18 protein-coding genes are annotated in these 21,725 nt (G+C 65.1%); 8 read left to right on the top strand and 10 right to left on the bottom strand.

Going from position 1 to position 21,725, the window contains the following annotated elements:
• Window positions 1-49: 49 nt before the first annotated feature.
• The 3 genes from AC1DHL_RS09645 to AC1DHL_RS09635 all read right to left on the bottom strand — a co-directional run bounded on the left by AC1DHL_RS09645 (window position 50) and on the right by AC1DHL_RS09635 (window position 4,868).
• Window positions 50-1,288 carry a branched-chain amino acid ABC transporter substrate-binding protein gene (locus AC1DHL_RS09645; RefSeq protein WP_478102625.1) on the bottom strand — a complete coding sequence of 413 codons (1,239 nt, stop codon included), beginning with the start codon at window positions 1,286-1,288 and terminating at the stop codon, window positions 50-52.
• Window positions 1,289-1,454: 166 nt separating this feature from the next.
• Window positions 1,455-3,098: a 3-(methylthio)propionyl-CoA ligase gene (locus AC1DHL_RS09640; protein ID WP_478161842.1), complete on the bottom strand. Its 1,644-nt coding sequence runs from the start codon at window positions 3,096-3,098 to the stop codon at window positions 1,455-1,457.
• A 150-nt stretch (window positions 3,099-3,248) separates the two neighbouring features.
• A complete protein-coding gene (locus AC1DHL_RS09635) occupies window positions 3,249-4,868 on the bottom strand; it encodes a carboxylesterase/lipase family protein (protein WP_478161841.1) in 1,620 nt (539 codons plus the stop codon).
• A 79-nt stretch (window positions 4,869-4,947) separates the two neighbouring features.
• Here AC1DHL_RS09635 and AC1DHL_RS09630 point away from each other — a divergent pair, with 79 nt between their 5' ends.
• The 5 genes from AC1DHL_RS09630 to AC1DHL_RS09610 all read left to right on the top strand — a co-directional run bounded on the left by AC1DHL_RS09630 (window position 4,948) and on the right by AC1DHL_RS09610 (window position 8,560).
• Window positions 4,948-6,429, top strand: a complete 1,482-nt coding sequence (locus AC1DHL_RS09630; RefSeq protein ID WP_478161840.1) for a protein adenylyltransferase SelO — start codon at window positions 4,948-4,950, stop codon at window positions 6,427-6,429.
• Window positions 6,426-6,845 (top strand): peptide-methionine (R)-S-oxide reductase MsrB, encoded by a 420-nt coding sequence (gene msrB, locus AC1DHL_RS09625; RefSeq protein ID WP_478161839.1) that lies wholly within the window; start codon window positions 6,426-6,428, stop codon window positions 6,843-6,845. The genes AC1DHL_RS09630 and msrB overlap by 4 nt, the downstream gene beginning before the upstream one ends.
• A gap of 17 nt (window positions 6,846-6,862) precedes the next feature.
• On the top strand, window positions 6,863-7,402 hold the full coding sequence (locus AC1DHL_RS09620; RefSeq protein WP_478102616.1) for a septation protein A: 540 nt from the start codon (window positions 6,863-6,865) through the stop codon (window positions 7,400-7,402).
• Complete coding sequence (locus tag AC1DHL_RS09615; protein ID WP_478161838.1) at window positions 7,399-7,662, top strand: BolA family protein; 264 nt, start codon at window positions 7,399-7,401, stop codon at window positions 7,660-7,662. Before AC1DHL_RS09620 ends, AC1DHL_RS09615 begins: the two co-directional genes overlap by 4 nt.
• 112 nt (window positions 7,663-7,774) lie before the next feature.
• Window positions 7,775-8,560, top strand: coding sequence for a foldase protein PrsA (locus tag AC1DHL_RS09610; protein WP_478161837.1), 786 nt, complete (start codon window positions 7,775-7,777; stop codon window positions 8,558-8,560).
• A gap of 232 nt (window positions 8,561-8,792) precedes the next feature.
• On the opposite strand, the gene AC1DHL_RS09605 is transcribed toward AC1DHL_RS09610, so the two are convergent.
• Window positions 8,793-9,305, bottom strand: a complete 513-nt coding sequence (locus AC1DHL_RS09605; RefSeq protein ID WP_478161836.1) for a methyltransferase family protein — start codon at window positions 9,303-9,305, stop codon at window positions 8,793-8,795.
• A gap of 81 nt (window positions 9,306-9,386) precedes the next feature.
• Window positions 9,387-13,415, bottom strand: a complete 4,029-nt coding sequence (gene purL / locus AC1DHL_RS09600; RefSeq protein ID WP_478161835.1) for a phosphoribosylformylglycinamidine synthase — start codon at window positions 13,413-13,415, stop codon at window positions 9,387-9,389.
• 127 nt (window positions 13,416-13,542) lie between these two features.
• Between purL and map the strand changes: the two genes are divergently transcribed.
• Window positions 13,543-14,373: a type I methionyl aminopeptidase gene (gene map, locus AC1DHL_RS09595; RefSeq protein WP_478161834.1), complete on the top strand. Its 831-nt coding sequence runs from the start codon at window positions 13,543-13,545 to the stop codon at window positions 14,371-14,373.
• Between the two features lie 29 nt (window positions 14,374-14,402).
• Complete coding sequence (locus AC1DHL_RS09590) at window positions 14,403-16,988, top strand: [protein-PII] uridylyltransferase (RefSeq protein ID WP_478161833.1); 2,586 nt, start codon at window positions 14,403-14,405, stop codon at window positions 16,986-16,988.
• 22 nt (window positions 16,989-17,010) lie between these two features.
• Here the strand turns inward: AC1DHL_RS09590 and AC1DHL_RS09585 are convergent, their stop codons facing one another.
• Genes AC1DHL_RS09585 through AC1DHL_RS09575 form a run of 3 tightly spaced genes read right to left on the bottom strand, consistent with a single transcriptional unit; the run spans window position 17,011 to window position 20,098 of the window.
• Entirely contained in the window at window positions 17,011-18,069 is a 1,059-nt protein-coding gene (locus AC1DHL_RS09585; RefSeq protein ID WP_478161832.1) for an amino acid ABC transporter permease, read from the bottom strand.
• Window positions 18,066-19,070: an amino acid ABC transporter permease gene (locus AC1DHL_RS09580; protein ID WP_478161831.1), complete on the bottom strand. Its 1,005-nt coding sequence runs from the start codon at window positions 19,068-19,070 to the stop codon at window positions 18,066-18,068. Before AC1DHL_RS09580 ends, AC1DHL_RS09585 begins: the two co-directional genes overlap by 4 nt.
• Window positions 19,067-20,098 carry an amino acid ABC transporter substrate-binding protein gene (locus AC1DHL_RS09575; RefSeq protein ID WP_478161830.1) on the bottom strand — a complete coding sequence of 344 codons (1,032 nt, stop codon included), beginning with the start codon at window positions 20,096-20,098 and terminating at the stop codon, window positions 19,067-19,069. Before AC1DHL_RS09575 ends, AC1DHL_RS09580 begins: the two co-directional genes overlap by 4 nt.
• A gap of 166 nt (window positions 20,099-20,264) precedes the next feature.
• On the opposite strand from AC1DHL_RS09575, the gene AC1DHL_RS09570 reads away from it, so the two are divergent.
• Window positions 20,265-20,669: a DoxX family protein gene (locus AC1DHL_RS09570; RefSeq protein WP_478161829.1), complete on the top strand. Its 405-nt coding sequence runs from the start codon at window positions 20,265-20,267 to the stop codon at window positions 20,667-20,669.
• Here the strand turns inward: AC1DHL_RS09570 and def are convergent, their stop codons facing one another.
• Both def and AC1DHL_RS09560 read right to left on the bottom strand, forming a co-directional pair.
• Window positions 20,670-21,209, bottom strand: a complete 540-nt coding sequence (def, locus tag AC1DHL_RS09565; RefSeq protein WP_478161828.1) for a peptide deformylase — start codon at window positions 21,207-21,209, stop codon at window positions 20,670-20,672.
• Window positions 21,210-21,236: 27 nt separating this feature from the next.
• The gene (locus AC1DHL_RS09560) at window positions 21,237-21,635 is read right to left on the bottom strand and encodes a hypothetical protein (protein ID WP_478102595.1); all 399 of its coding nucleotides are present in this window, start codon (window positions 21,633-21,635) and stop codon (window positions 21,237-21,239) included.
• Window positions 21,636-21,725: the final 90 nt, after the last annotated feature.

The following is a 21,725-nucleotide window of genomic DNA, read 5'->3' as shown; positions in this document are numbered from 1 at the left end:
GCCCGAGTTTTGAAGTCGGGCCTCGACCGGTCAATTCCCCGTCAGGGAATCAGGGGCTCGGCCGCTTCATTTCGCACGTGGTGGGCGTGCTGGCCACGTAGGGCTCGTAGTACTTCACGGGCACGAAGGTGTAGCCCGTTCCTTCGGCATCGACGGGGTACTTGCCGCCCGCCTTCTCCCACTTGGCGATATAGAGGCCTTGCTGCAACTGGTGGTCAGTCTTGCGCATCTCGACGTCGCCATTGAAGCTCTTGAAGCGCATGCCTTCCAGTGCGGCGGCCACCTTGACCGGATCGGTCGACTTGGCCTTGACAAAGGCGTCGCTCAGCATCGCGAACGCCGTATAGGCCGACTGTGTGTAGAGGTCTTCCTTGAACTTCTTGTTGAACTCGTTGCCCAGGCGCTCGATCTCGCCGCCCATGTTGGCGTGGCCATAGGCCACCTGGTACACCTTGCCCGCAGCTGCGGCGCCCATGGCAGTCGGCGTGCCACTCACGCTGCCGTAGTAGACATAGAACTTGACGTTGTTGAGGCCGGCATCGTTCGCCGCCTTGATCAGCAGCGTCAGGTCGGAACCCCAGTTGCCGGTGATCACCGTATCGGCGCCCGAGGCCTTGATCTTGGCAACGTACGGCGCGAAGTCGCGCACCTGCGCCAGCGGGTGGAGGTCGTCGCCGACGATCTGCACGTCAGGCCGCTTGCGCGCCAGGTTCTCCTTGGCGTACTTGGAGACCTGCTGGCCGTGCGAGTAGTTCTGGCCGATGATGTAGACCTTCTTGATCTCCGGTTGGTCCTTCATGAAAGTGGTCAGCGCTTCCATCTTCATGGAGGTGTCGGCGTCCAGGCGGAAGTGCCAGTAGCTGCACTTGCTGTTGGTCATGTCGGGGTCGACCGCAGCGTAGTTGATGTACAGCATTTCCTTGCCGGGATTGCGGGCGTTGCTCTTGTCCAGAGCGTCGACGATCGCCAGTCCCGCGCCGGAGCCATTGCCCTGGAGGACGTAGCGCGCGCCCTGGTCCTGCGCCGAGCGCAGCGCATTCGTGGTTTCCTGCGGGCTGAGCTTGTTGTCGATGCCGATGATCTCGAACTTCACGCCGGCGGCGTTCTTCTTGTTGAATTCCTCGGCCAGGAACTGGTAGGTCTTCAGCTGGTTGGTACCGACCGCTGCCATCAGACCCGAGAGCGGGTCGATCCAGGCGATTTTGACGGTTTCACCCTTTTGAGCGAAGGCGCCGGTGGCGCTGGCTACAAGGATGGCGGCAGTTGCGAATTTCAGAGCGAACTTCATTGAGAGTCTCCTGGGGTCAAGCTGTCGGAATGCGGGACGAGATTACAAGTGTTTGGAACCTCGCCCGTCAGGGAATGCCCGTAAGAAAAGCGCTGCCGGGGCTGTTTCTATCACCCATGCGACACGGCGCATCCTGTTGGTGCTACCCGGCGGTAGAACGGCGGGGTCAGACGCCCGGCAACTTGTAGTCGCGCAGCAGCTCACGCAGGCGCGTCTTCAGGATCTTGCCGGTGGCGCCGAGCGGAATCGCCTCGACGAACACCACGTCGTCGGGAATCTGCCATTTGGCCGTCTTGCCCTCGTAGAACGCGAGCAGCTCATCGCGAGAAACTTCGCTGCCCGGCTTCTTCACGACCGCGACGATCGGGCGCTCGTCCCACTTGGGGTGCGCGACGCCGATGCAGGCCGCCATCGCGACGCACGGATGCGCCACCGCGATGTTCTCGATGTCGATCGAGCTGATCCATTCGCCACCGGACTTGATCACGTCCTTGCTGCGGTCGGTGATCTGCAGGAAGCCGTCGGCGTCGATGGTCGCGACGTCACCGGTCGGGAACCAGCCTCGGCCGTTCTCGTCGGTCACGAGCGGATTGCCGCCCTCGCCCTTGAAGTATTCCTTGACCACCCACGGCCCCTTGACCAGCAGGTCGCCGGAGGTCTTGCCGTCCCAGGGCAGATCCTTGCCGTCGCCGTCGATGATCTTCATGTCCACGCCGAAGATCGCCCGCCCCTGCTTCATGCGGATGGCGGTCTGCTGCTCCTGCGGCATATCGAGGTGCTTGTTCTTCAAGGTGCACAAGGTGCCGAGTGGCGACATCTCGGTCATGCCCCATGCGTGCAACACCTCGACACCGTACTGTTGCTGGAAGGCATTGATCATCGCCGGCGGACAGGCCGAGCCGCCGATCACCGTGCGCTTGAGCGTCGAGAACTTGAGCCCGTTGGCTTGCAGGTGCCCGAGCAGCATCTGCCAGACGGTCGGCACGCCGGCGGCGAAGCTCACTTTCTCGGCCTCGATCAGTTCATAGACCGACTTTCCATCCAGCGCCGGGCCTGGAAACACCAGTTTGGCGCCGACCAGCGCCCCCGAATACGGGATGCCCCAGGCGTTGACGTGGAACATCGGTACGACCGGCAGGACCGAGTCGCGTGCGGACAACATCATCACGTCCGGCAAGGCCGCGGCGTAGGCATGCAGCAAGGTCGAGCGATGGCTGTAGAGCGCCGCCTTGGGGTTGCCCGTGGTGCCGCTCGTGTAGCACATGCTCGACGCGGAGTTTTCGTCGAAGCTCGGCCAGGCGTACTCGGTCGGGCGCTGGCCCATCCAGGCCTCATAGCTGACCAGGTTGGGGATGCCGCTGTCGGCCGGCAGCTTGTCGGCATCACACAGCGCGATCCACTTCCGGATGGTCTTGCACTTGGCATGAACAGCCTGTATCAGCGGAAGGAAGGTCAGGTCGAAGCACAGGATCTGGTCTTCGGCGTGGTTGGCGATCCATGCGATCTGATCGGGGTGCAGCCGCGGGTTGATGGTGTGCAGCACGCGACCCGAGCCGCTCACGCCGTAGTACAGCTCGAGGTGGCGATAGCCGTTCCAGGCCAGTGTCGCGACGCGATCGCTGAAGAGCAGTTGCTCGTCGTCGAGTGCATTGGCGACCTGGCGCGAGCGGGACGCGATCTCTCGCCAGGTGGACCGATGAATGTCGCCCTCCACCCGCCGCGAGACGATCTCGGCGTCGCCGTGATGGCGCTCGGCGAACTCGATCAGCGACGAGATCAGCAATGGTTGGTCCTGCATCAAACCCAGCATCTATTGGCTCCTTGTTGAATGGGCTTCTTGAAAATCGAGGCAACGTCCTCTGACCGCCCGAGATTCGCCGATGTTGTGCGCTGCACACAATGACACAAACCCGCAGTCGCGAGTTGTAGTTCACCCGCGGCGGGCGGGCCTATTGCGGGCCTATTGAGTTTGGATGCGGGCGGCGTCCGGGCTGGCGTCGAACACGATCTTCGACGGCCACGGCGCCCAGTGCGCGCCGAGTTCGGGCGTGTTCGGATCGCCGGCGCGGAGGAAGGCGGCGACGCTCGCCATCATGGCGTCCGACAGGGCGAGCCGTCCGGGGCGGTTGGCGGCGCTGTTGGTCACATTGGAGAACAGCGACGGACCGAAATTGCCGAAGACGAAGCCGAGATCGAAGACATGCGCGGCGCCGTAGATCTCGTTCCACGGCGCGGGCTCCTGAGCCCAGTCGAACTGGTAATGCCAGACGTTCGCCTGCTGCGTCTTCAAGGTGTCGAGCAGGTTGTCGCAACTGCGCATCATGAAGCCCTGGGTGATTCGCGCCGTCATTGCGTCGTAACCTGTGTCGGGCGTTTCCACGGGCAGGTACGACGCGTCGAGGATGTCGGCGGACGTCAGCGGGGTCGGCGCATCCGGATCGAAGTTCTGCATCATGATGAAGCGCGTCGCGTCGTCGATCTTGATGCCGGGCTTGCCGCCGAACAGCGTCAGGAACGCCGCGAACAGCTTGCCCTCGTCGCGCGTGACGCCGACCACCATCGGCATCTTCGTATAGCGCCCGGCGGCGAACGCGGCGATCGGGTCGGCGGGCAACACCACGCCGTCCGGAATCGGCCCTGAGCCGGTCAGGCCCTTGGCGAACACGGTGTTCAGGATGGTTTTCCCGTCCAGCGAGCGCAGAAACTCGGCGATCTGTTCCTTCGCCTGGCTGGCGGCAAACGCCGCAGCGGCGTCGAGGTCGGCCGCCTTGCCGTCCGCCACGAGAAGATTCAGCAGCAGCGCATTGCCCTGCGCCAGGTAGGTCGAAGCGGGCATCAGCGTCGGCAGGCTGCCCTGCGGCAGGTTGCTGGCGAGCGAAATCCCGCCGCTCAACGGCATGGCGCGATGGAAGAGTCCCTCGGACAGCGGCGAGGCGATCAACGCCAGCAGGTTGATGGCGCCGGCGGATTGGCCCATCACCGTGACATTGCCGGGGTCGCCACCGAAGGCGGCGATGTTCTTCTGGATGTAGCGCAGCGTCGCCAGGTTGTCCAGGAGCGCGAAATTACCGGAGTCGTCGCCCTCCGATCCGCCGGGCCGCAATTGCGGAAGATTCAGAAAGCCGAAGACGCCGAGCCGGTAGTTCGCGGTGACGATCACGGCATTCGCCTTCCGGGCGAGGTTCGCGCCGTCGTAAAGGGGGTCGGCGCTATAGCCCGAGATGTTGCTGCCACCGTGGATGAACAGCATCACCGGCAGCTTGTCGTCAGTGCTCGCGGGACGCCAGATGTTGAGCGTCAGGCAGTCCTCGCTGCCGACCGGCGTATTGAGCGTGCTCGCAATGGTCGCGTCGCAGGTATTGTTGGTACCCGGACCATAAATGCGGCCGACTTGCAGGCAGGGCTCGCCGAATTCGCGCGCCTCGCGGATGCCGGTCCAGGGTTCGGGCTCGACCGGTGCGCGCCAGCGCAGCGCGCCGACCGGCGGCTGGGCGAAGGGGATGCCCTTCCAGTAATAGGTACCGCTGCCGACGGTGTCGTCGACGCCTTCGACCTTGCCTTGCGCTGTGGTGCGCACCATGAGTCCGTCCATGGGCGCCACAGTAGCACCATTCCCCTTGCGTTTTGGGGTCGGCGTCCGGTGCGGGACAATCCGGCCCATGACCATGCTTGCAGACGAAGCCGACGTCGTGGACCTCGGACTGCGCTGGGTCCCCGGCTTTTCAGGCCTGGGCTCCCAATTCTTCACCGAACTCCAGCCCCGCCCGCTGCCGGAGCCCTATTGGGTCGGTCGCAGCCTCTTGGCCGCGCGCGAGCTCGGCCTGGATCCGTCCTTGCTGGAATCGGACGAAGGGTTGGCGGCTTTCACCGGAAACGCCCCCATCGCCGGAACGCGGCCGATCGCCACCGTCTACAGCGGGCACCAATTCGGCGTTTGGGCCGGCCAGCTCGGCGACGGCCGGGCGATCCTGCTCGGCGAGACAGCGGGCGGCCTCGAAGTCCAGTTGAAGGGCAGCGGGCTCACGCCGTACTCCCGCATGGGCGATGGCCGTGCCGTCCTGCGCTCCAGCATCCGCGAGTTCCTGTGCAGCGAGGCGATGCACGCGCTGGGCATCCCGACGACCCGGGCACTTTGCGTGACCGGCTCGGACGCCCGCGTGCGCCGCGAAGAACTCGAAACCGCGGCCGTGGTCACCCGCCTGTCGCCGAGCTTCATCCGCTTCGGGCACTTCGAGCATTTCGCCGCCAACCAGCGCGACGACGAACTGCGCGCCCTGGCGGACTACGTGATCGACCGCTACTACCCCGCCTGCCGGACCACCGACCGCTTCAACGGCAACGCCTACGCGGCTTTGCTCGAAGCGGTGAGCGAGCGCACAGCCGCCCTGCTCGCGCAGTGGCAGGCGGTCGGCTTCTGCCACGGCGTGATGAACACCGACAACATGAGCATCCTCGGGCTCACCATCGACTACGGGCCCTTCCAGTTCCTCGATGGTTTCGATCCGCGGCACATCTGCAACCACAGCGATACGTCCGGCCGCTATGCCTACAACCAGCAGCCCAACGTCGCCTACTGGAACCTGTTCTGCCTCGCTCAGGCGCTGCTGCCGCTGATCGGTGACCAGGAAATCGCGATCGCCGCGCTGGAGTCGTACAAGACTGTCTTCCCGAACGAATTCGAGGCACGCATGCGGGCCAAGCTGGGCCTCGTCGACTCGGCTGAATCCGACCGCGCGCTCATCGAGGGCGTGCTGAAACTGCTGGCGCAGGAAAAGGTCGACTACACGATCTTCTGGCGGCGTCTGTCCGGCCTCGTGGCAGGCGACAATCCGGACGTCGTGCGCGATCTCTTCATCGACCGCGCCGGCATCGACGGCTGGCTGGCATCGTTTTCGGAACGCCGCAAAGGCATTCCAGCAGCGCGGGCGGCCGACCTGATGATCCAGTCCAACCCCAAGTTCGTGCTGCGGAACCACTTGGGCCAGCAAGCCATCGAAGCCGCGCAGCAGAAGGACTATTCCGGCGTTGCCACCTTGCTCGCGCTGCTCGAAACCCCATTTGAAGAGCACGCCGGCCACGAGGCTTTCGCCGGTTTCCCGCCCGATTGGGCTTCCACGATCGAAATCAGCTGCTCATCATGACCGAACCCATCCAGAAAACCGACGCCGAATGGAAAGCCGTGCTTGCCGAGAAAGGCGCCGAACCCGCCGCTTTCGAGGTCACGCGCCATGCAGCGACCGAGCGCCCCTTCACCGGAAAGTACGAAGCCCACTGGGACGACGGCACCTACCATTGCATCTGCTGCGGCGCCAAGCTGTTCGAGTCGGCCACCAAGTTTGACGCCGGCTGCGGCTGGCCAAGCTTCTCGCAGGAGGCGGTGCCCGGCGCGATCCGCAACATCGTCGACCGCTCGCACGGCATGGTTCGCACCGAAAACGTCTGCGCCCATTGCGGCGCCCATCTTGGCCACGTGTTTCCGGACGGGCCGACAGAGACCGGCCTGCGCTATTGCATGAACTCGGCCTCGCTGGACTTCCAGAAGCGCGAGACCGACTGATCCCGGATCCCCTGACCATGAAACTGATCCTCGATTTCTTCCCGATCCTGCTGTTCTTCGGCGCGTTCAAGCTCTACGACATCTACACCGCCACCGGCGTGCTCATGGCCGGCACGGTCATCCAGATGGCGATCATCTGGTTCACCGAACGCAAGCTGCTGCCGATGCAGAAGGCCACGCTGGTGCTGATCCTTCTTTTCGGATCGCTCACGCTGGCACTGCACGACGACCGCTTCATCAAGTGGAAGCCGACGGTGCTCTACGGTGCCATGGCGGTGGCGCTGGCCATTGCGCTGTGGGTCTTCAAGAAGAACTTCCTCAAGATGCTGCTCGGCGCGCAGCTCGAGCTGCCCACGCACATCTGGGGGCGGTTGAATGTGGCCTGGATCGCCTACTGCGTGTTCATGGCAGTGCTCAATGGCTACGTGGCCGCGTATTTCAGCACCGAGGCGTGGGTCAACTTCAAGCTCTGGGGCTATGTGTTCCCGATCGTCTTCCTGGTCGCGCAGGGCTTGTATATCTCGCCCTACCTCAAGTCCGACAAGCCTGCTGCATGAGCCTTCCGACATCTGCGGATCTCGAAGCGCGTCTGCGTGACGCGCTTCAGCCGACCCAACTCGAAGTGATCGACGAAAGCGCCGCGCATGCCGGTCATGCGGGCGCCAATGCGGATGGCTACGGCACTCATTTCCGCGTCCGCATCGCCTCGCCGTTGTTCGCCGGCAAGCCCCGCGTGGCGCAACATCGGCTTGTGTATGATGCGCTGCAAGTTTTCATCGCACGGGGTCTTCACGCGATTGCCATCGAAACGCTTTGAAGCGCTTTGATCACACCTGCCGCCCCGTGCGGCCAAAAATTCCCCCTTTTCATTTCAGCGCTTTTTTCACTCGCGCCTTCGCGCGCTTCCCTCCAGGACCGAGGCTCCCCCTATGAAGAAACAAATCTTGCAGGCCTTCGCGGCCGCCGTGCTCCTTGGCGCGGTTCCCCTCGCGGCGCTTGCGCAGAACGCGGCCATCGTCAACGGCAAGCCGGTGCCGAAGGCACGCATGGACGTGCTGGCACAGCAGCTGGCCGCCGCCGGCCGTCCGGTCACGCCGGAAATGCAAGGACAATTGCGCGAAGAAGTGATCACCCGCGAAGTGTTCATGCAGGAAGCGCAGAAGCAAGGCCTCGACTCGACCGAGGACTACAAGAACCAGCTCGAACTCGCGCGCCAGGCCATCCTGATCCGCCAGCTGTTCGACAACTATCGCAAGACCAACACCGTTTCGGACGCCGACGCGCAAGCCGAATACAACAAGTTCGCCGCAGCCAACAGCGGCAAGGAATTCAAGGCACGTCACATCCTGGTCGAGACCGAAGACCAGGCCAAGAAGATCCTCGCCGACCTCAAGAAGGGCGCCAAGTTCGAGGACATCGCCAAGAAGCAGAGCAAGGACCCGGGATCGGGCGCCAACGGTGGCGACCTGGATTGGGCTTCGCCGTCGAGCTTCGTGCCTGAGTTCTCCGAAGCCATGGTCAAGCTCAACAAGGGTGAGACCACGGCCGCACCGGTCAAGACGCAGTTCGGCTATCACATCATCCGCGTTGACGACATCCGCCAGGCACAGCTGCCGAAGTTCGACGAAGTCAAACCGCAGATCATTCAGCAACTGCAGCAGCAGCGTCTGCAGAAGTACCAGGAAGAACTGCGCGCCAAGGCAAAAGTCGAGTAACTGGCTCTCCCCCAGGTTGGCTCACTTCGTGTAGCCGCCCACCCCCTCGCCGGGGGCAACACCAGCGGCCCGGCGGAGCCGGTTCCGCGGTGTTTCTGGAAGGAAAAAGCGGCCCTCACCACCTTCGGGTGGCTCGGAGACCGCTTGCCCGGCCTTGAACGTGACGCGCGCGACGCGATTGCCGTGCGAATCGCGATGCTGGACGACGACGCGCACGCAGCGTTCTTACCACCTACCCGCGCCATGGGGTGATGCGCGGTAACCATCGCCTCACGTTCGCCCGGTAGCGCTTGTACTCGTCGCCGAACTGCTCGCCCAGTGCAGGCTCTTCGTAGGCGACAACGAACAAGAAGAATCCGGCCCACACGATCGCGCCGTACTCCAGCACCGTGACGCTCCCGAACAGGAGGCCCTGGCCGGCGATCAACGCCGTGACTGCGACGTACATCGGATTGCGGACGTAGCGATAGAGCCCGGTGACGACGAGGCGCTTGGGAGGCATTACGGGCGCCGGTGTGCCGAGGCCGTGCAACGCGAAGCGAGCGAACGAATCGAGCAAGATGGGCAACCCGGCAACGATCAGGGCGGCGCCGAGCACGCGCGCGATCGGGAATAGCGGAGGCGCGAAGTGCCAGTGCGTGAGGTACCAAGGGACGTACACGGCGAGCGTGCCCGGAGCGATGACCAGGAAGATCGCGGAACCGATGATCGCGGCGGCGCGCTGCACGATAGGAGCATATCTCAACGCCGCCGCGAATCGTGCGGATTGGGCGAGCGCTGGCGTCGCGTGATGTCCTGCGCGAGGGTGTAGTCGCGCTCTGGGCGTTCAGCCCACCCACTTTCTGGCGTTGCGCCAGATTCGCAGCCAGGGGCTGAACTCGCTCTTGTCGCCTGACGTCCAGCTCATCTGAATGTTGCGGAACACCCGTTCGGGGTGCGGCATCAGCGCGGTGAAGCGGCCGTCGGCGGTGGTCACCGATGTGAGGCCGCCTGCGCTGCCGTTGGGGTTGAACGGATAGCGTTCGGTCGGCTGGCCGTGGTTGTCGACGAAGCGCATCGCGGCGATGGCCTTGGCCGGATTGCCACGGTGCTTGAAGTTGGCGTAGCCCTCGCCGTGCGCAACCGCGATCGGCAGACGGCTTCCCGCCATGCCGGCGAAGAAAAGGCTGGGCGATTCAAGAATTTCGACCATCGACAGGCGCGCCTCGAAACGCTCGCTCTGGTTGGTCGTGAAGCGCGGCCAGTCTTCGGCGCCGGGAATGATGTCGGCCAATTCGGCGAACATCTGGCAGCCGTTGCAGACGCCCAGACCGAAGGTGTCGGTGCGCCCGAAGAAGCCCTTGAACTGATCGGCCAGCTTCGGGTTGAAGGTGATGCTGCGCGCCCAGCCGATGCCGGCACCGAGCGTGTCGCCATAGCTGAAGCCCCCGCAAGCCACGACGCCCTTGAAGTCCGCCAGGTCCGCCCTGCCCGTCTGGAGGTCGGTCATGTGCACGTCGAAAGCCTCGAAGCCCGCTTCGGTGAAGGCGTAGGCCATCTCGACGTGCGAATTGACACCTTGCTCGCGCAGGATGGCGACCTTCGGTTTCGCAAGTTTCAGGAATGGCGCGGCAACGTTGTCTGCGACACCGTCCGCCAACAGCACGTGCGCGCCCGGGTCCTGCGAATCGCCGGCCGCGGCATGTTCGGCGTCGGCGCAGTCCGGGTTGTCGCGTTCGCGGCAGATCTTCCAGCTGACGGAATCCCAGACCTGATGCAGATCAATGAGGTTGGCGCTGAAGACGGCCTTGGCGTCGCGCCACACTTCGATCTTGCCCTTGCCGGCGTCCATGGTCGACGCATCAGGCCGGGTCTTGCCGACAAAATGGCTGTGGGTGCTCAGGCCGTGGGCACGCAGGGTCTGCATGACCTCGTTGCGCTCCGACGTGCGCACTTGCAGCAGCATGCCAAGCTCTTCGTTGAAAAGGGCCTTGAGCGTGAGTTCCTCGCGGCGTGCGCTGACCTGGCCGGCCCAGTTCTTGGCGTCGCCGTATTCGGCGCGGCTGTCGCTGATGCCGTCGCCTTCAGTGACCAGCAGGTCGACGTTCAGCGCCACGCCGACATGGCCGGCAAAGGCCATTTCGCAGGCCGCGGCGAACAGGCCGCCGTCGCTGCGGTCGTGCATGGCGAGGATCTTGCCCTCGGCGCGCAGCGTATTGACTGCCGCGACCAGCTTGACCAGGTCTTGCGGATCGTCCAGATCGGGCACGATGTCGCCGCTCTGTTCCAGCGTCTGCGCGAGGATGCTGCCGGCCATGCGGTGCTTGCCGTGGCCGAGGTCGATCAGGACCAGCGTGCTGTCGGCCTCTTCCGCATCGAGTTGCGGCGTGAGCGTGCCGCGCACATCCGCCAGCGTGGCGAAGGCGCTCACGATCAGGCTCACCGGCGACGTCACCTTCTTCTGGGCGCCGCCGTCCTGCCATTGAGTGCGCATCGACAGCGAATCCTTGCCGACGGGAATCGAGATGCCTAGCGCGGGACACAGTTCCAGGCCGACCGCCTTGACGGTCTCGTAAAGCGCGGCATCTTCGCCGGGCTCGCCGCAGGCCGCCATCCAGTTGGCCGACAGCTTGACGCGCGACAGCTCGATCGGCGCGGCCAGCAGGTTCGTGATGGCTTCGGCCACCGCCATGCGGCCGGAGGCCGGGGCGTCGATGGCCGCGAGCGGCGTGCGCTCACCCATGCTCATTGCCTCGCCGGCAAAACCCTTGTAGTCAGCCAGCGTCACGGCGCAATCGGCCACCGGCACCTGCCAGGGTCCGACCATCTGGTCGCGGTGGCTCAACCCGCCGACCGTGCGGTCGCCGATGGTGATGAGAAAACGCTTGGAGGCAACGGTCGGATGAGACAGCACGTCGATGGCTGCTTTCTGCAGATCCACGCCCGTCAGGTCCAGGGGCTTGAAGCGGCGCTCGACGGTCTTGACGTCGCGCAGCATCTTGGGCGGCTTGCCGAGCAACACGTCCATGGGCATGTCGACGGGTTGCGCATCGGCGCCTTCGTCGCCGACCCGCAACTGGCGCTCCTCGGTCGCAACGCCGACCACGGCAAACGGGCAGCGCTCGCGTTCGCAGAACGCGCGGAACCGGTCGAGCGACTCGGGCGCAATCGCCAGCACGTAGCGCTCCTGGCTCTCGTTGCACCAGATTTCCTTGGGCGCCATGCCGGACTCTTCGAGCGGCACGGCGTGCAGGTCGAAGCGCGCGCCGCGCCCGGCGTCGTTGGTGAGCTCGGGGAAAGCGTTGCTCAAGCCGCCTGCGCCGACGTCATGGATAGCGAGGATCGGGTTCGCATCGCCTTGCTGCCAGCAATGGTTGATGACCTCCTGCGCCCGACGCTCGATCTCGGGATTGCCGCGCTGCACCGAATCGAAGTCCAGCTCGGCCGCGTTGGCGCCGGTCGCCATCGAACTCGCCGCGCTGCCGCCCATGCCGATGCGCATGCCGGGGCCGCCGAGCTGGATCAAGAGCGCGCCGGCCGGGAACTGGATCTTCTTTGTCTGGTCGGCATCGATGCTGCCCAGGCCGCCCGCAATCATGATGGGCTTGTGATAGCCGCGCTGCACGGTGTCGCCATCGCTGCCCACGGCCTGTTCGTACTCGCGGAAGTAGCCGAGCAGGTTGGGCCGGCCGAATTCGTTGTTGAACGCGGCGCCGCCGAGCGGGCCCTCGGTCATGATCTGCAGCGGGCTCGCGATGTGGTCCGGCTTGCCGTAGCTGCCGTCCTTTGGCCATAGCTTCGACACCGTGAAGCCGGTCAGGCCCGCCTTGGGCTTGGAGCCGCGGCCGGTGGCGCCTTCGTCGCGGATTTCGCCGCCGGCGCCGGTCGAAGCGCCGGGAAACGGCGAGATCGCCGTCGGGTGGTTGTGCGTCTCGACCTTCATCAGCACGTGGCTCAGCGCATCTTGCTTGGCGTAGCCGCCGGTGTCCGACGCGGCAACGAAGCGCTCGATCCGTGTGCCTTCCATGATCGAGGCGTTGTCGGCGTAGGCGACGATGGTGTGCTGCGGGTTCTGGCGCTCGGTGTGGCGGATCATCGAGAACAGGCTCTGCGGCTGCGGCTGGCCGTCGATGATGAAGTCGGCGTTGAAGATCTTGTGGCGGCAGTGCTCGCTGTTGGCCTGCGCGAACATCATCAGCTCGACGTCGCTGGGGTTGCGCCCCAGGCGGGTGAAGGCGTCGACCAGGTAGTCGATCTCGTCCTCCGCCAGCGCGAGGCCGAAGGTCCTGTTGGCCTCCACCAGCGCGGCCCGGCCGCCGCCCTGCACGTCGACCTGCGCCATCGGCTGCGGCGGCAACTCGGCAAAAAGACCGGCGGCCTGGTCGAGCCGGGCCAGCACGGATTCGGTCATGCGGTCGTGGAGCAGATCGGCGACCGCCGCGAGCTTGTCGCCTTCGAGCGTGGCGGTCTTGCCCAGCGCCTTGTCTAGCAGGGGCGACTTCAGCGCCAGGTGGCATTCGGTGACGCGCTCGACACGGCGGAGCGCGAGCCCGCAGTTGTGCGCGATGTCCGTGGCCTTGGATGCCCAGGGCGACACGGTGCCCAGGCGGGGCGTGACGACGACTTTCAGGCCGGCCTTGGCAGGCGCGACAAAGGGCTCGCCATAGCCCAGGAGCGCCGCGAAGCGCTCGCGCGCCGACGGGTCGATCGCAGCGTCGGTGACGACCAGGTGGACGAAACGGGCGCTCAGGCCCTCGATGCGCGAATCGACGGCCTGGAGGCGCGGCAGCAGTTGCCGCGCCCGGAATTCGCTGAGCGCGCTGCCGCCCTCGAAGAAAGTCACCACGGGAGCAACGGAATGGAGGGGCGGTTTCACGGGCAACGTCACGTTCGGATCGGCCAGTCGGCCGCGTTGGGAATGAAGAGAATGAGGCGGCAGCCGCTGACTGGGGCCATCCGCGCTAACCCTGAATTTTAACGTTCCGAATGGGATAATTCCGGCCATGAGCATTACCTACAAAGACGCCGATGGCGTGGCCGGCATGCGCGTGGCATGCCGCCTCGCCTCCGAAGTGCTGGACTACATCACCCCCCACATCAAGCCCGGCGTCACCACCAACGAGATCGACAAGCTCGCGCACGACTACATCACGCAGGTCCAGGGCGCGATCCCGGCGCCCCTGAACTACATGGGCGCCAGCACCGTGCCCTACCCCAAGTCGATCTGCACTTCCGTCAACCACGTCGTGTGCCACGGCATCCCGAATGACAAAGCGCTCAAGAAGGGCGACATCGTCAACTGCGACATCACCGTCATCAAGGACGGCTGGCACGGCGACACGAGCCGCATGTTCGTCGTCGGCGACGCCTCGATCGCGGCGAAACGCCTCTGCACCTTCACCTACGACGCGATGTGGCACGGCATCGTCAAGGTCAAGCCGGGTGCCCGCCTGGGCGACATCGGCTTCGCGATCCAGCGTTTTGCCGAAAGCAACGGCTTTTCGGTGGTGCGCGAGTTCTGCGGCCACGGCATCGGCCGCGGCTTCCATGAAGAACCGCAGGTGCTGCACTACGGCCGGCCCGGCACGCTCGAAGAACTCAAGGCCGGCATGACCTTCACCATCGAGCCGATGATCAACGCGGGCAAGCGCGAGATCAAGGAAGACGCCAAGGGCGGCCAATACGACGGCTGGACGATCGTGACGCGCGATCATTCGCTCTCGGCCCAGTGGGAGCACACGGTGCTTGTCACCGAGACCGGCTACGAGGTGCTCACGCTCTCGGCCGGCAGCCCGCCGCCGCCCGCTTTCGTCACCGCCACCGCCGCGGCTTGACGTGGCATCGGCCTCCCAGGGCTGCCACAGTGGACATTTCCTCGTTGCGTGACGCCTACCGTACCCACAAGCTGGCCCTGTTCGACCAGCTCCGCAGCGCCCGCGCGCCCGCACGCAGCGTGCACACGGTGCTGCGCCAGCTCGCCGCGCTGGCCGACGAAACACTGAGCGCGCTGTGGGCCGACGCCGGTTTCGGCAACCAGTTGGCGCTGGTCGCGGTCGGCGGGTTCGGGCGGGGCGAGCTGTTCCCGTTTTCCGATGTCGACGTGCTGCTGCTGCTGCCCGAGGGCCACGGAGAGGACATCGAACCAGGCCGTCTCGAAGCCTTCATCGGCCATTGCTGGGACGCGGGCCTCGAAATCGGCTCCAGCGTACGCACGGTGTCGGAATGCCTCGCCGAAGCGGCGAAGGACGTCACCGTACAGACCTCGCTGCTCGAATCGCGCCTGATCGTCGGCGACAAGAAGCTCTACGCGACGTTCCGCAAGAGCTTCTTCGCGGCCATCGACCCGCAGGCCTTCTTCACCGCCAAGTCGCAGGAAATGCGGCATCGGCACCAGAAGTTCGAAAACACGCCCTACGCGCTCGAACCCAATTGCAAGGAATCGCCAGGCGGCCTGCGCGACCTGCAGACGATCCTCTGGATGACCAAGGCCGCGGGCTTCGGCAACCGCTGGGATGACCTCGCCAAGAACGGCCTGGCCACCACTTTCGAGATTCAGCAGATCAAGCGCAACGAGGCGCTGCTGAGCCTGATCCGCGCCCGCCTGCACGTGACGGCCAACCGCCGCGAAGACCGCCTGGTGTTCGACCTGCAGACCGCCGTGGCCGCGACCTTCGGCTATGTCGGCGAATCGCAGCGCATGGCCAGCGAAGCGCTCATGCGCCGCTACTACTGGGCGGCCAAGGCGGTCACACAGCTCAACCAGATCCTGCTCCTGAACATCGCCGACCGTCTCCAGCCGCAGTTCGAGGAACCGACGCCCATCAACGAGCGGTTCTACGAAAAGGCGGGGCTGATCGAGGTCGCGAGCGACGATCTCTACCTCAAGGATCCGCACGCGATCCTCGAGACCTTCCTGCTCTACCAGAAGACGATCGGCGTCAACGGTCTGTCGGCGCGCACGCTGCGGGCGCTCTACAACGCGCGCCATGTCATGGACAGCAAGTTCCGCAACGACCGCGTGAACCACGCGACCTTCATGCGCATGCTGCTGCAACCGCGCGGCATCACGCATGCGCTCCGGCTCATGAACCAGACGTCGGTGCTGGGCCGCTACCTGCGCGTCTTCCGCAGCATCGTGGGGCAGATGCAGCACGACCTGTTCCATGTCTATACGGTCGACCAGCACATCCTGATGGTGGTCCGCAACGTCCGGCGCTTCTTCATCGCCGAGCATGCGCACGAATACCCGTTTTGCTCACAGCTCGCGGCCGGGTGGGACAAGCCGTGGATCCTCTACATCGCGGCGCTGTTCCACGATATCGCCAAGGGCCGCGGCGGTGACCATTCGACACTGGGCGCGCGCGACGTGCGGCGCTTCTGCCGCCAGCACGAGATTTCGCGCGAGGACGCCAAGCTCATCGAATTCCTCGTCGGAGAACACCTGGTGATGAGCCAGGTCGCGCAGAAGCAGGACCTGGGCGACCCCGAGGTGATCGGCGCCTTCGCCAAGCGCGTGGGCAACGAGCGCTACCTGACGGCGCTCTACCTGCTCACCGTCGCGGACATCCGGGGCACTTCACCGCGCGTCTGGAACGCGTGGAAGGGCAAGCTGCTCGAGGACCTTTATCGTCTGACCTTGCGCACTCTGGGCGGCCGCATGCCCGACCCGGGCGCCGAGATCGAGTCGCGCAAGCGCGAGGCCCTCGTGCAACTCGCGCTGCACGCGGAGCCCCTGGATTCGCACAAGGCGCTGTGGGGAACGCTCGACGTCGGCTACTTCATGCGCCACGACGCGTCGGAGATCGCCTGGCATGCCAAGCAGCTTTCGCGTCACGTCCCGCATCCGGGCGTGCCCATCGACCCGCGCACGCCGCCGCTGGTCCGGGCCCGGCTGTCGCCGGTTGGCGAAGGCTTGCAGGTCGCGGTCTATACGCCCGACCTGCCGGACCTGTTCATGCGCATCTGCGGCTATTTCGACCAGGCATCCTTCAACATCCTGGATGCCAAGGTGCACACCACGAGCAACGGTTTCGCGCTCGACACCTTCCAGGTGATCACCACCTTCATTCCGGAGCACTACCGCGACCTGATCAACATGGTCGAGGCCGGGCTGACCAAGACCCTCAGCGAGGCGGGTCCGCTGCCCACGCCGAGCAAGGGCCGCGTCTCGCGCCGCGTGCGCAGCTTTCCGATCAAGCCGCGCGTCAGCCTGCTGCCTGATGAAAAGGCGCAACGCTGGCTGCTCAGCATCTCGGCCAGCGACCGCGCGGGCTTGCTTTATTCGGTCGCACGCGTGCTGGCCCGGCACCATCTCAATCTGCAGCTTGCCAAGGTTTCGACCTTGGGAGAGCGTGTGGAAGATACCTTCCTGATCAGCGGGCCGGAATTGCAGGGCCAGCGGGCGCAAGCGGCGATCGAGACGGAACTGCTGGAGGCGTTGGCTTCCTGAGGAGTGGTCTGGCGGCTGGGGACTAAACCCTCCCCGTGGCCAGCCGCCGCTCCAGCCACACGCTGTACCTCGACAACCCGAAGCACAGCACCCAGTAGACCAGCGCGATGAAGAGGTAGCCCTCCAGGTAGAACGGCCGCCAAGTGGGATCGCCGCCGAGGGCAAGCCCCAGCGCGCCGGTCAGCTCGAACAAGCCCACCACGGTGACCAGCGAGGTGTCCTTCAAGGTACCCACCACGCTGTTCGTGAGCGCCGGAACCACGATGCGCAGCGCCTGCGGCAGCACGATGTCGCGCTGCACCGGCCAGCGCCCGAAGCCCAGTGCCATCGCCACTTCGGTCTGTCCGCGCGGCACCGCCTGCAGGCCGCCGCGAATGATCTCTGCAAGGTAGGCGGCGACAAACAACGACAGCCCTGCAAGAACTCGAATCAGCACATCGGGCTGCCACCCCGCCGGCCAGAGCAAGGGCAGCAGGAACGAGGCCATGAACAGCACCGAGATCAGCGGGACGCCGCGCACCAGCTCGATGTAGGTCGCGCAAAGCGTGCGCACGGCCGGCCACTGCGAACGCCGCCCGAGCGCAAGAGCCAGCGCCAGTGGAAATGCGAGCGCCAGTCCGACGACGGCCAGCCCGATGGTGAGGGGCAATCCGCCCCAGCGATTGGTGGGCACGGGATCCAGTCCGACAATGCCGCCGCGCATCAGCACCAGGAATAGCGCCAGCGTCACGAGCCACACTGGCAGCAGCCACCACCGCCAGGTGCGCGGCCAGGCGCTCAGCATCGTCGTCGCGGAAAGCACGGTGACAGCGACCGCCGGCCTCCACTGGTCTTCGTAGGGATAGCGCCCGAACACGATGGGCCGCCACTTCTCGGCGATCACGCCCCAGCAGGCGCCGTGCTGCACGGCCCGGCAGGCTTCGGCGTCCGGGCGAAACACGGCATGCAGCACAGCCCAATCGATGAGGTGAAAACCCGCCCATCCGAACAGGAAGATGAGCGCAACCGTCGACGCCGCGCGCAGCGGTGATCCCCACAGCTCCGCGCGCCATGCGACGGGCGATCGGACCGTGCCGCTCATCGCCATCCCCGGAGTGCGACACGCGCGTTGTAGCGGTTCATTGCGGCGGAAATGAGCAGCGACAGCCCGAGGTAAATCACCATGATCACCGCGATGCATTCGAAGGCCCGGCCCGTCGAGTTGATCGAAGTGTTGGCGATCGAAACCAGTTCCGGATAGCCCACCGCGACGGCGAGCGAAGAATTCTTGGTCAGGCTCAGCAACTGATTGGTGAGCGCCGGCACGATCACACGCAGCGCTTGCGGCAGCACCACGATCCGGAGTTGCTGCCAAGGCGAAAGCCCGAGCGCCTGCGCCGCCAGTTTCTGCCCCTGTGAAACGGACGTGATGCCGGCACGAACGATCTCCGCGACAAAGGCTCCCGTGTAGAGGGCCAGCGCGATCACGACCGCGAGGTATTCCGGGCTCAGCGCCGCGCCGCCGCTCACGTTGAAGCTGCCACGCTCGGGCCATTCGAAGTGGCTCGGCCACCAGCCGCCCTCGTCGCTCACCGGCCACGGCATCGAAAGACCACCCTTGCTGAGCCAGAAGCCATTCGCCAGTTCGATCGGTTCCGTCGAGTCCGGCAGCAGTTGCGTGAGCGCGAAGTACAGCATCAGCAACTGCACCAGCAGTGGCACGTTGCGGATCGTCTCGACGTACGCGCCGCACAGGCCACGCACCAGCACATGCGGCGCCAGGCGGCCGATGCCTAGCAGCGTGCCGAAGACGACCGCGACGACAGCAGCGGGAATCGCGGCGCGGATCGTGTTGATCAATCCCGCCAGAAAGGCGCGCCAGAATGGCTGGCCCGCGTTGAAATCCAGCCACCCTTCGGAGATCTCGAATCCCGCCGGCTGAAGGAGAAAGTCGAATCCCGAGCGCACGCCGCGCGCCCGGAGCACCTCGAGCGCATGGTGGACCAGCAAGAAGGCGCCACCCACGACCGCCGCGATCAGCACGCCCTGCACCGCCCAGGCGAACCAGACGGCGCGGCGCCCGCTGGCCGCCGGCCGACTCATCGGACCGGCAATCCGTACATCAGGCCGCCCTTGTTCCAGAGGTTGTTGGCGCCGCGGGGCAACTTGAGCACGGATTTCGGACCGACGTTGCGCTCGAAGACTTCGCCGTAGTTGCCCACGGCCTTGATGGCCCGATAGGACCAGTCCTTGTCGAGACCCAGCAACTTGCCGAGGTCGTCACTGGTGCCGAGCAGCCGCTGCTGCGCCGGGTCTTTGCTGTTGGCCTTCAGGTCGTCGATGTTGGCTTGCGTGATGCCGAACTCCTCGGCCTCAATCAGCGCGTTGGGCACCCACTTGGCGATCGCGAACCATTCGTCGTCACCGCGGCGCACCAGGGGCGCGAGCGGCTCCTTGGAGATCAGTTCAGGCAGGATGACGTAGTCGTCGGGGTTCGGCGCTTCCTTGTTGCGCAGGCCGGCCAACGCCGAGGTGTCGGTCGTGAACGCCTGGCAACGGCCGGAGAAAAATGCCTTGAACGAGGCCTCGAAGCTCTCGAACACGACGGTCTTGACAGGGATGTTCTGCGCCTTGAAGTAGTCGGCGACGTTCTTCTCGTTGGTCGTGCCGGCCTGAGTACAAATCGTGGCGTTCTTGAGTTGCTTGGTGCTCGTCACCTTGATCTTCTTGGGCACCAGGAAGCCTTGACCGTCGTAATAGGTGATCGTCGTGAAATGGAAGCCGAGCGATGCGTCGCGCGTCAGCGTCCATGTGGTGTTGCGCGCGAGGATGTCGATCTCGCCCGCCTGCAGCGCGGAAAAGCGCTGCTGCGAGTTGAGCGGAACGAACTCCACCTTCTTGCCGTCGCCGAGCACGGCCGCTGCGATCGCGCGACAGGTGTCGACATCGAGGCCGGACCAGTTGCCCTGCGTGTCGGGCGCGGAGAAGCCGGCGACGCCGTTGGTCACGCCGCACTTGACGCTGCCGCGTTGCTTGACAGCGTCGAGCGTCTTGCCGGCAAAGGCCGGCGCGGCAATGAAAGCCAGGGCGGCGGCAGCGGCGGCAAGCGCCGGGCGGAAACGTTGGTTCATTCGGAGACCCTCTTCATTGTTGGAAATAGCTGCAGCGGGCAGTTTACGAGGCAGGTGAGAGTCTGCCAAAGAACCGCGGGTTGGATGCACATTCGCGAAACGCTCATCGACATCGAACACAATCGGGGCCTTTTACCTTTATCCGATCAAAGAGGATTCCTCGTCCATGATTCGTTCCGACGACACCGGCAAGCTCGTTCTGCGCGTGGCGCTCGGCGTGCTCCTTCTTCTTCACGGGATTGCCAAGCTGAGGGGCGGCCTCGGGTTCGTGGAGAACCAGGTCAGCGCGCATGGCCTCCCAGGCGCATTGGCCTACCTGGTGCTCATCGGCGAGATCTTGGCGCCGGTGTTGCTGATCGCCGGGATCTACGCGCGCGCGGCCGGCTGGATCGTGGTCATCAATATGCTCGTGGCCATCTGGCTGGTGCACACGAAGACCCTGTGGGCCCTCGGAAACACCGGTGGCTGGGCGCTCGAACTGCAGGGCATGTACCTGTTCGGCGGGATGGCAGTCGCCTTCCTCGGCGCCGGACGATTCAGCGTCGCCGGCAGCGGCGGTCGGCTGAACTGATCAGTCGTCCTCGCTCGCATCGAGGCCCGGAAACAGGACCTCGGTGTAGCCGAAGCGCGAGAAGTCGCGCACCCGCATCGGGTAGAGCTTGCCCAACAGATGGTCCACCTCGTGCTGGACGACGCGGGCATGAAAGCCATTCACCGCACGGTCGATCGGATCGCCGTACGGATCGAAGCCGGTGTAGCGGATGTTGGCGAAGCGCGGCACCACGCCGCGCAGGCCCGGCACCGACAGGCAGCCTTCCCAACCCTCTTCTTCCTCATCGCCGATGGGGGTGATGACCGGATTGATCAGCACCGTGCGCGGCACGAGCGGCGCATCCGGATAGCGCGGATTCACCGCATCGGTGCCAAAGATCACGAGTTGCTGATCGACGCCGATCTGCGGCGCGGCCAGTCCCGCGCCGTTGACCGCGTGCATGGTTTCGAACATGTCGCGGATGAGCAGATGCAGTTCGTCGGTATCGAAGGCAGCGACCGGCTGCGCGACGCGCAGCAACCGGGGATCGCCCATTTTCAGGATTTCGCGGATGGCCATGGCGGGATTATCGCGAGGCCACCACGCTCAGGCGCGGCGGCCTCCGCCGAACCCCCGCCCCCCGCCTCCGCCCGGTCCCCGACCAGGACCGAAGCCGCCATTGCCCCAGCCCCCGTGACCCCAGCCGCCCTGACCCCAGCCCGTGTGACCCCATCCGCCGTGACCCCAGCCCCCACGCCCCCAATAGGGATATCGCCCGCCGCCGTAGTAGCCGGACCCGTAGAAGCCCCCGATGAAGACGGAGGGTCCGCCCCACCCCCAGTAGGGATACGAGGCCGGATAGGAATACGGATAGGAATAGTAGGGGTAGGCCCCCGAATACACGGCGCCGTTGTAGTACGGCCCCGCCGGGTACGCCACGCAACCGCTGAGCAAGGCAGCCCCGCCGATCACGATACAAGCGCCAATAAGACGAATTCGATTCATGAGGACTCCTGGTCGCCACGCATCCGTTCAACGTCGGATCATCCGCCTTGTTGACAGGGCTTGCCAGGAGCCTTGTAAAGCCACCGTAGG

This window comes from Variovorax sp. 10L426, assembly GCF_056395305.1.
This window is presented reverse-complemented; position numbering and strand designations above follow the sequence as displayed.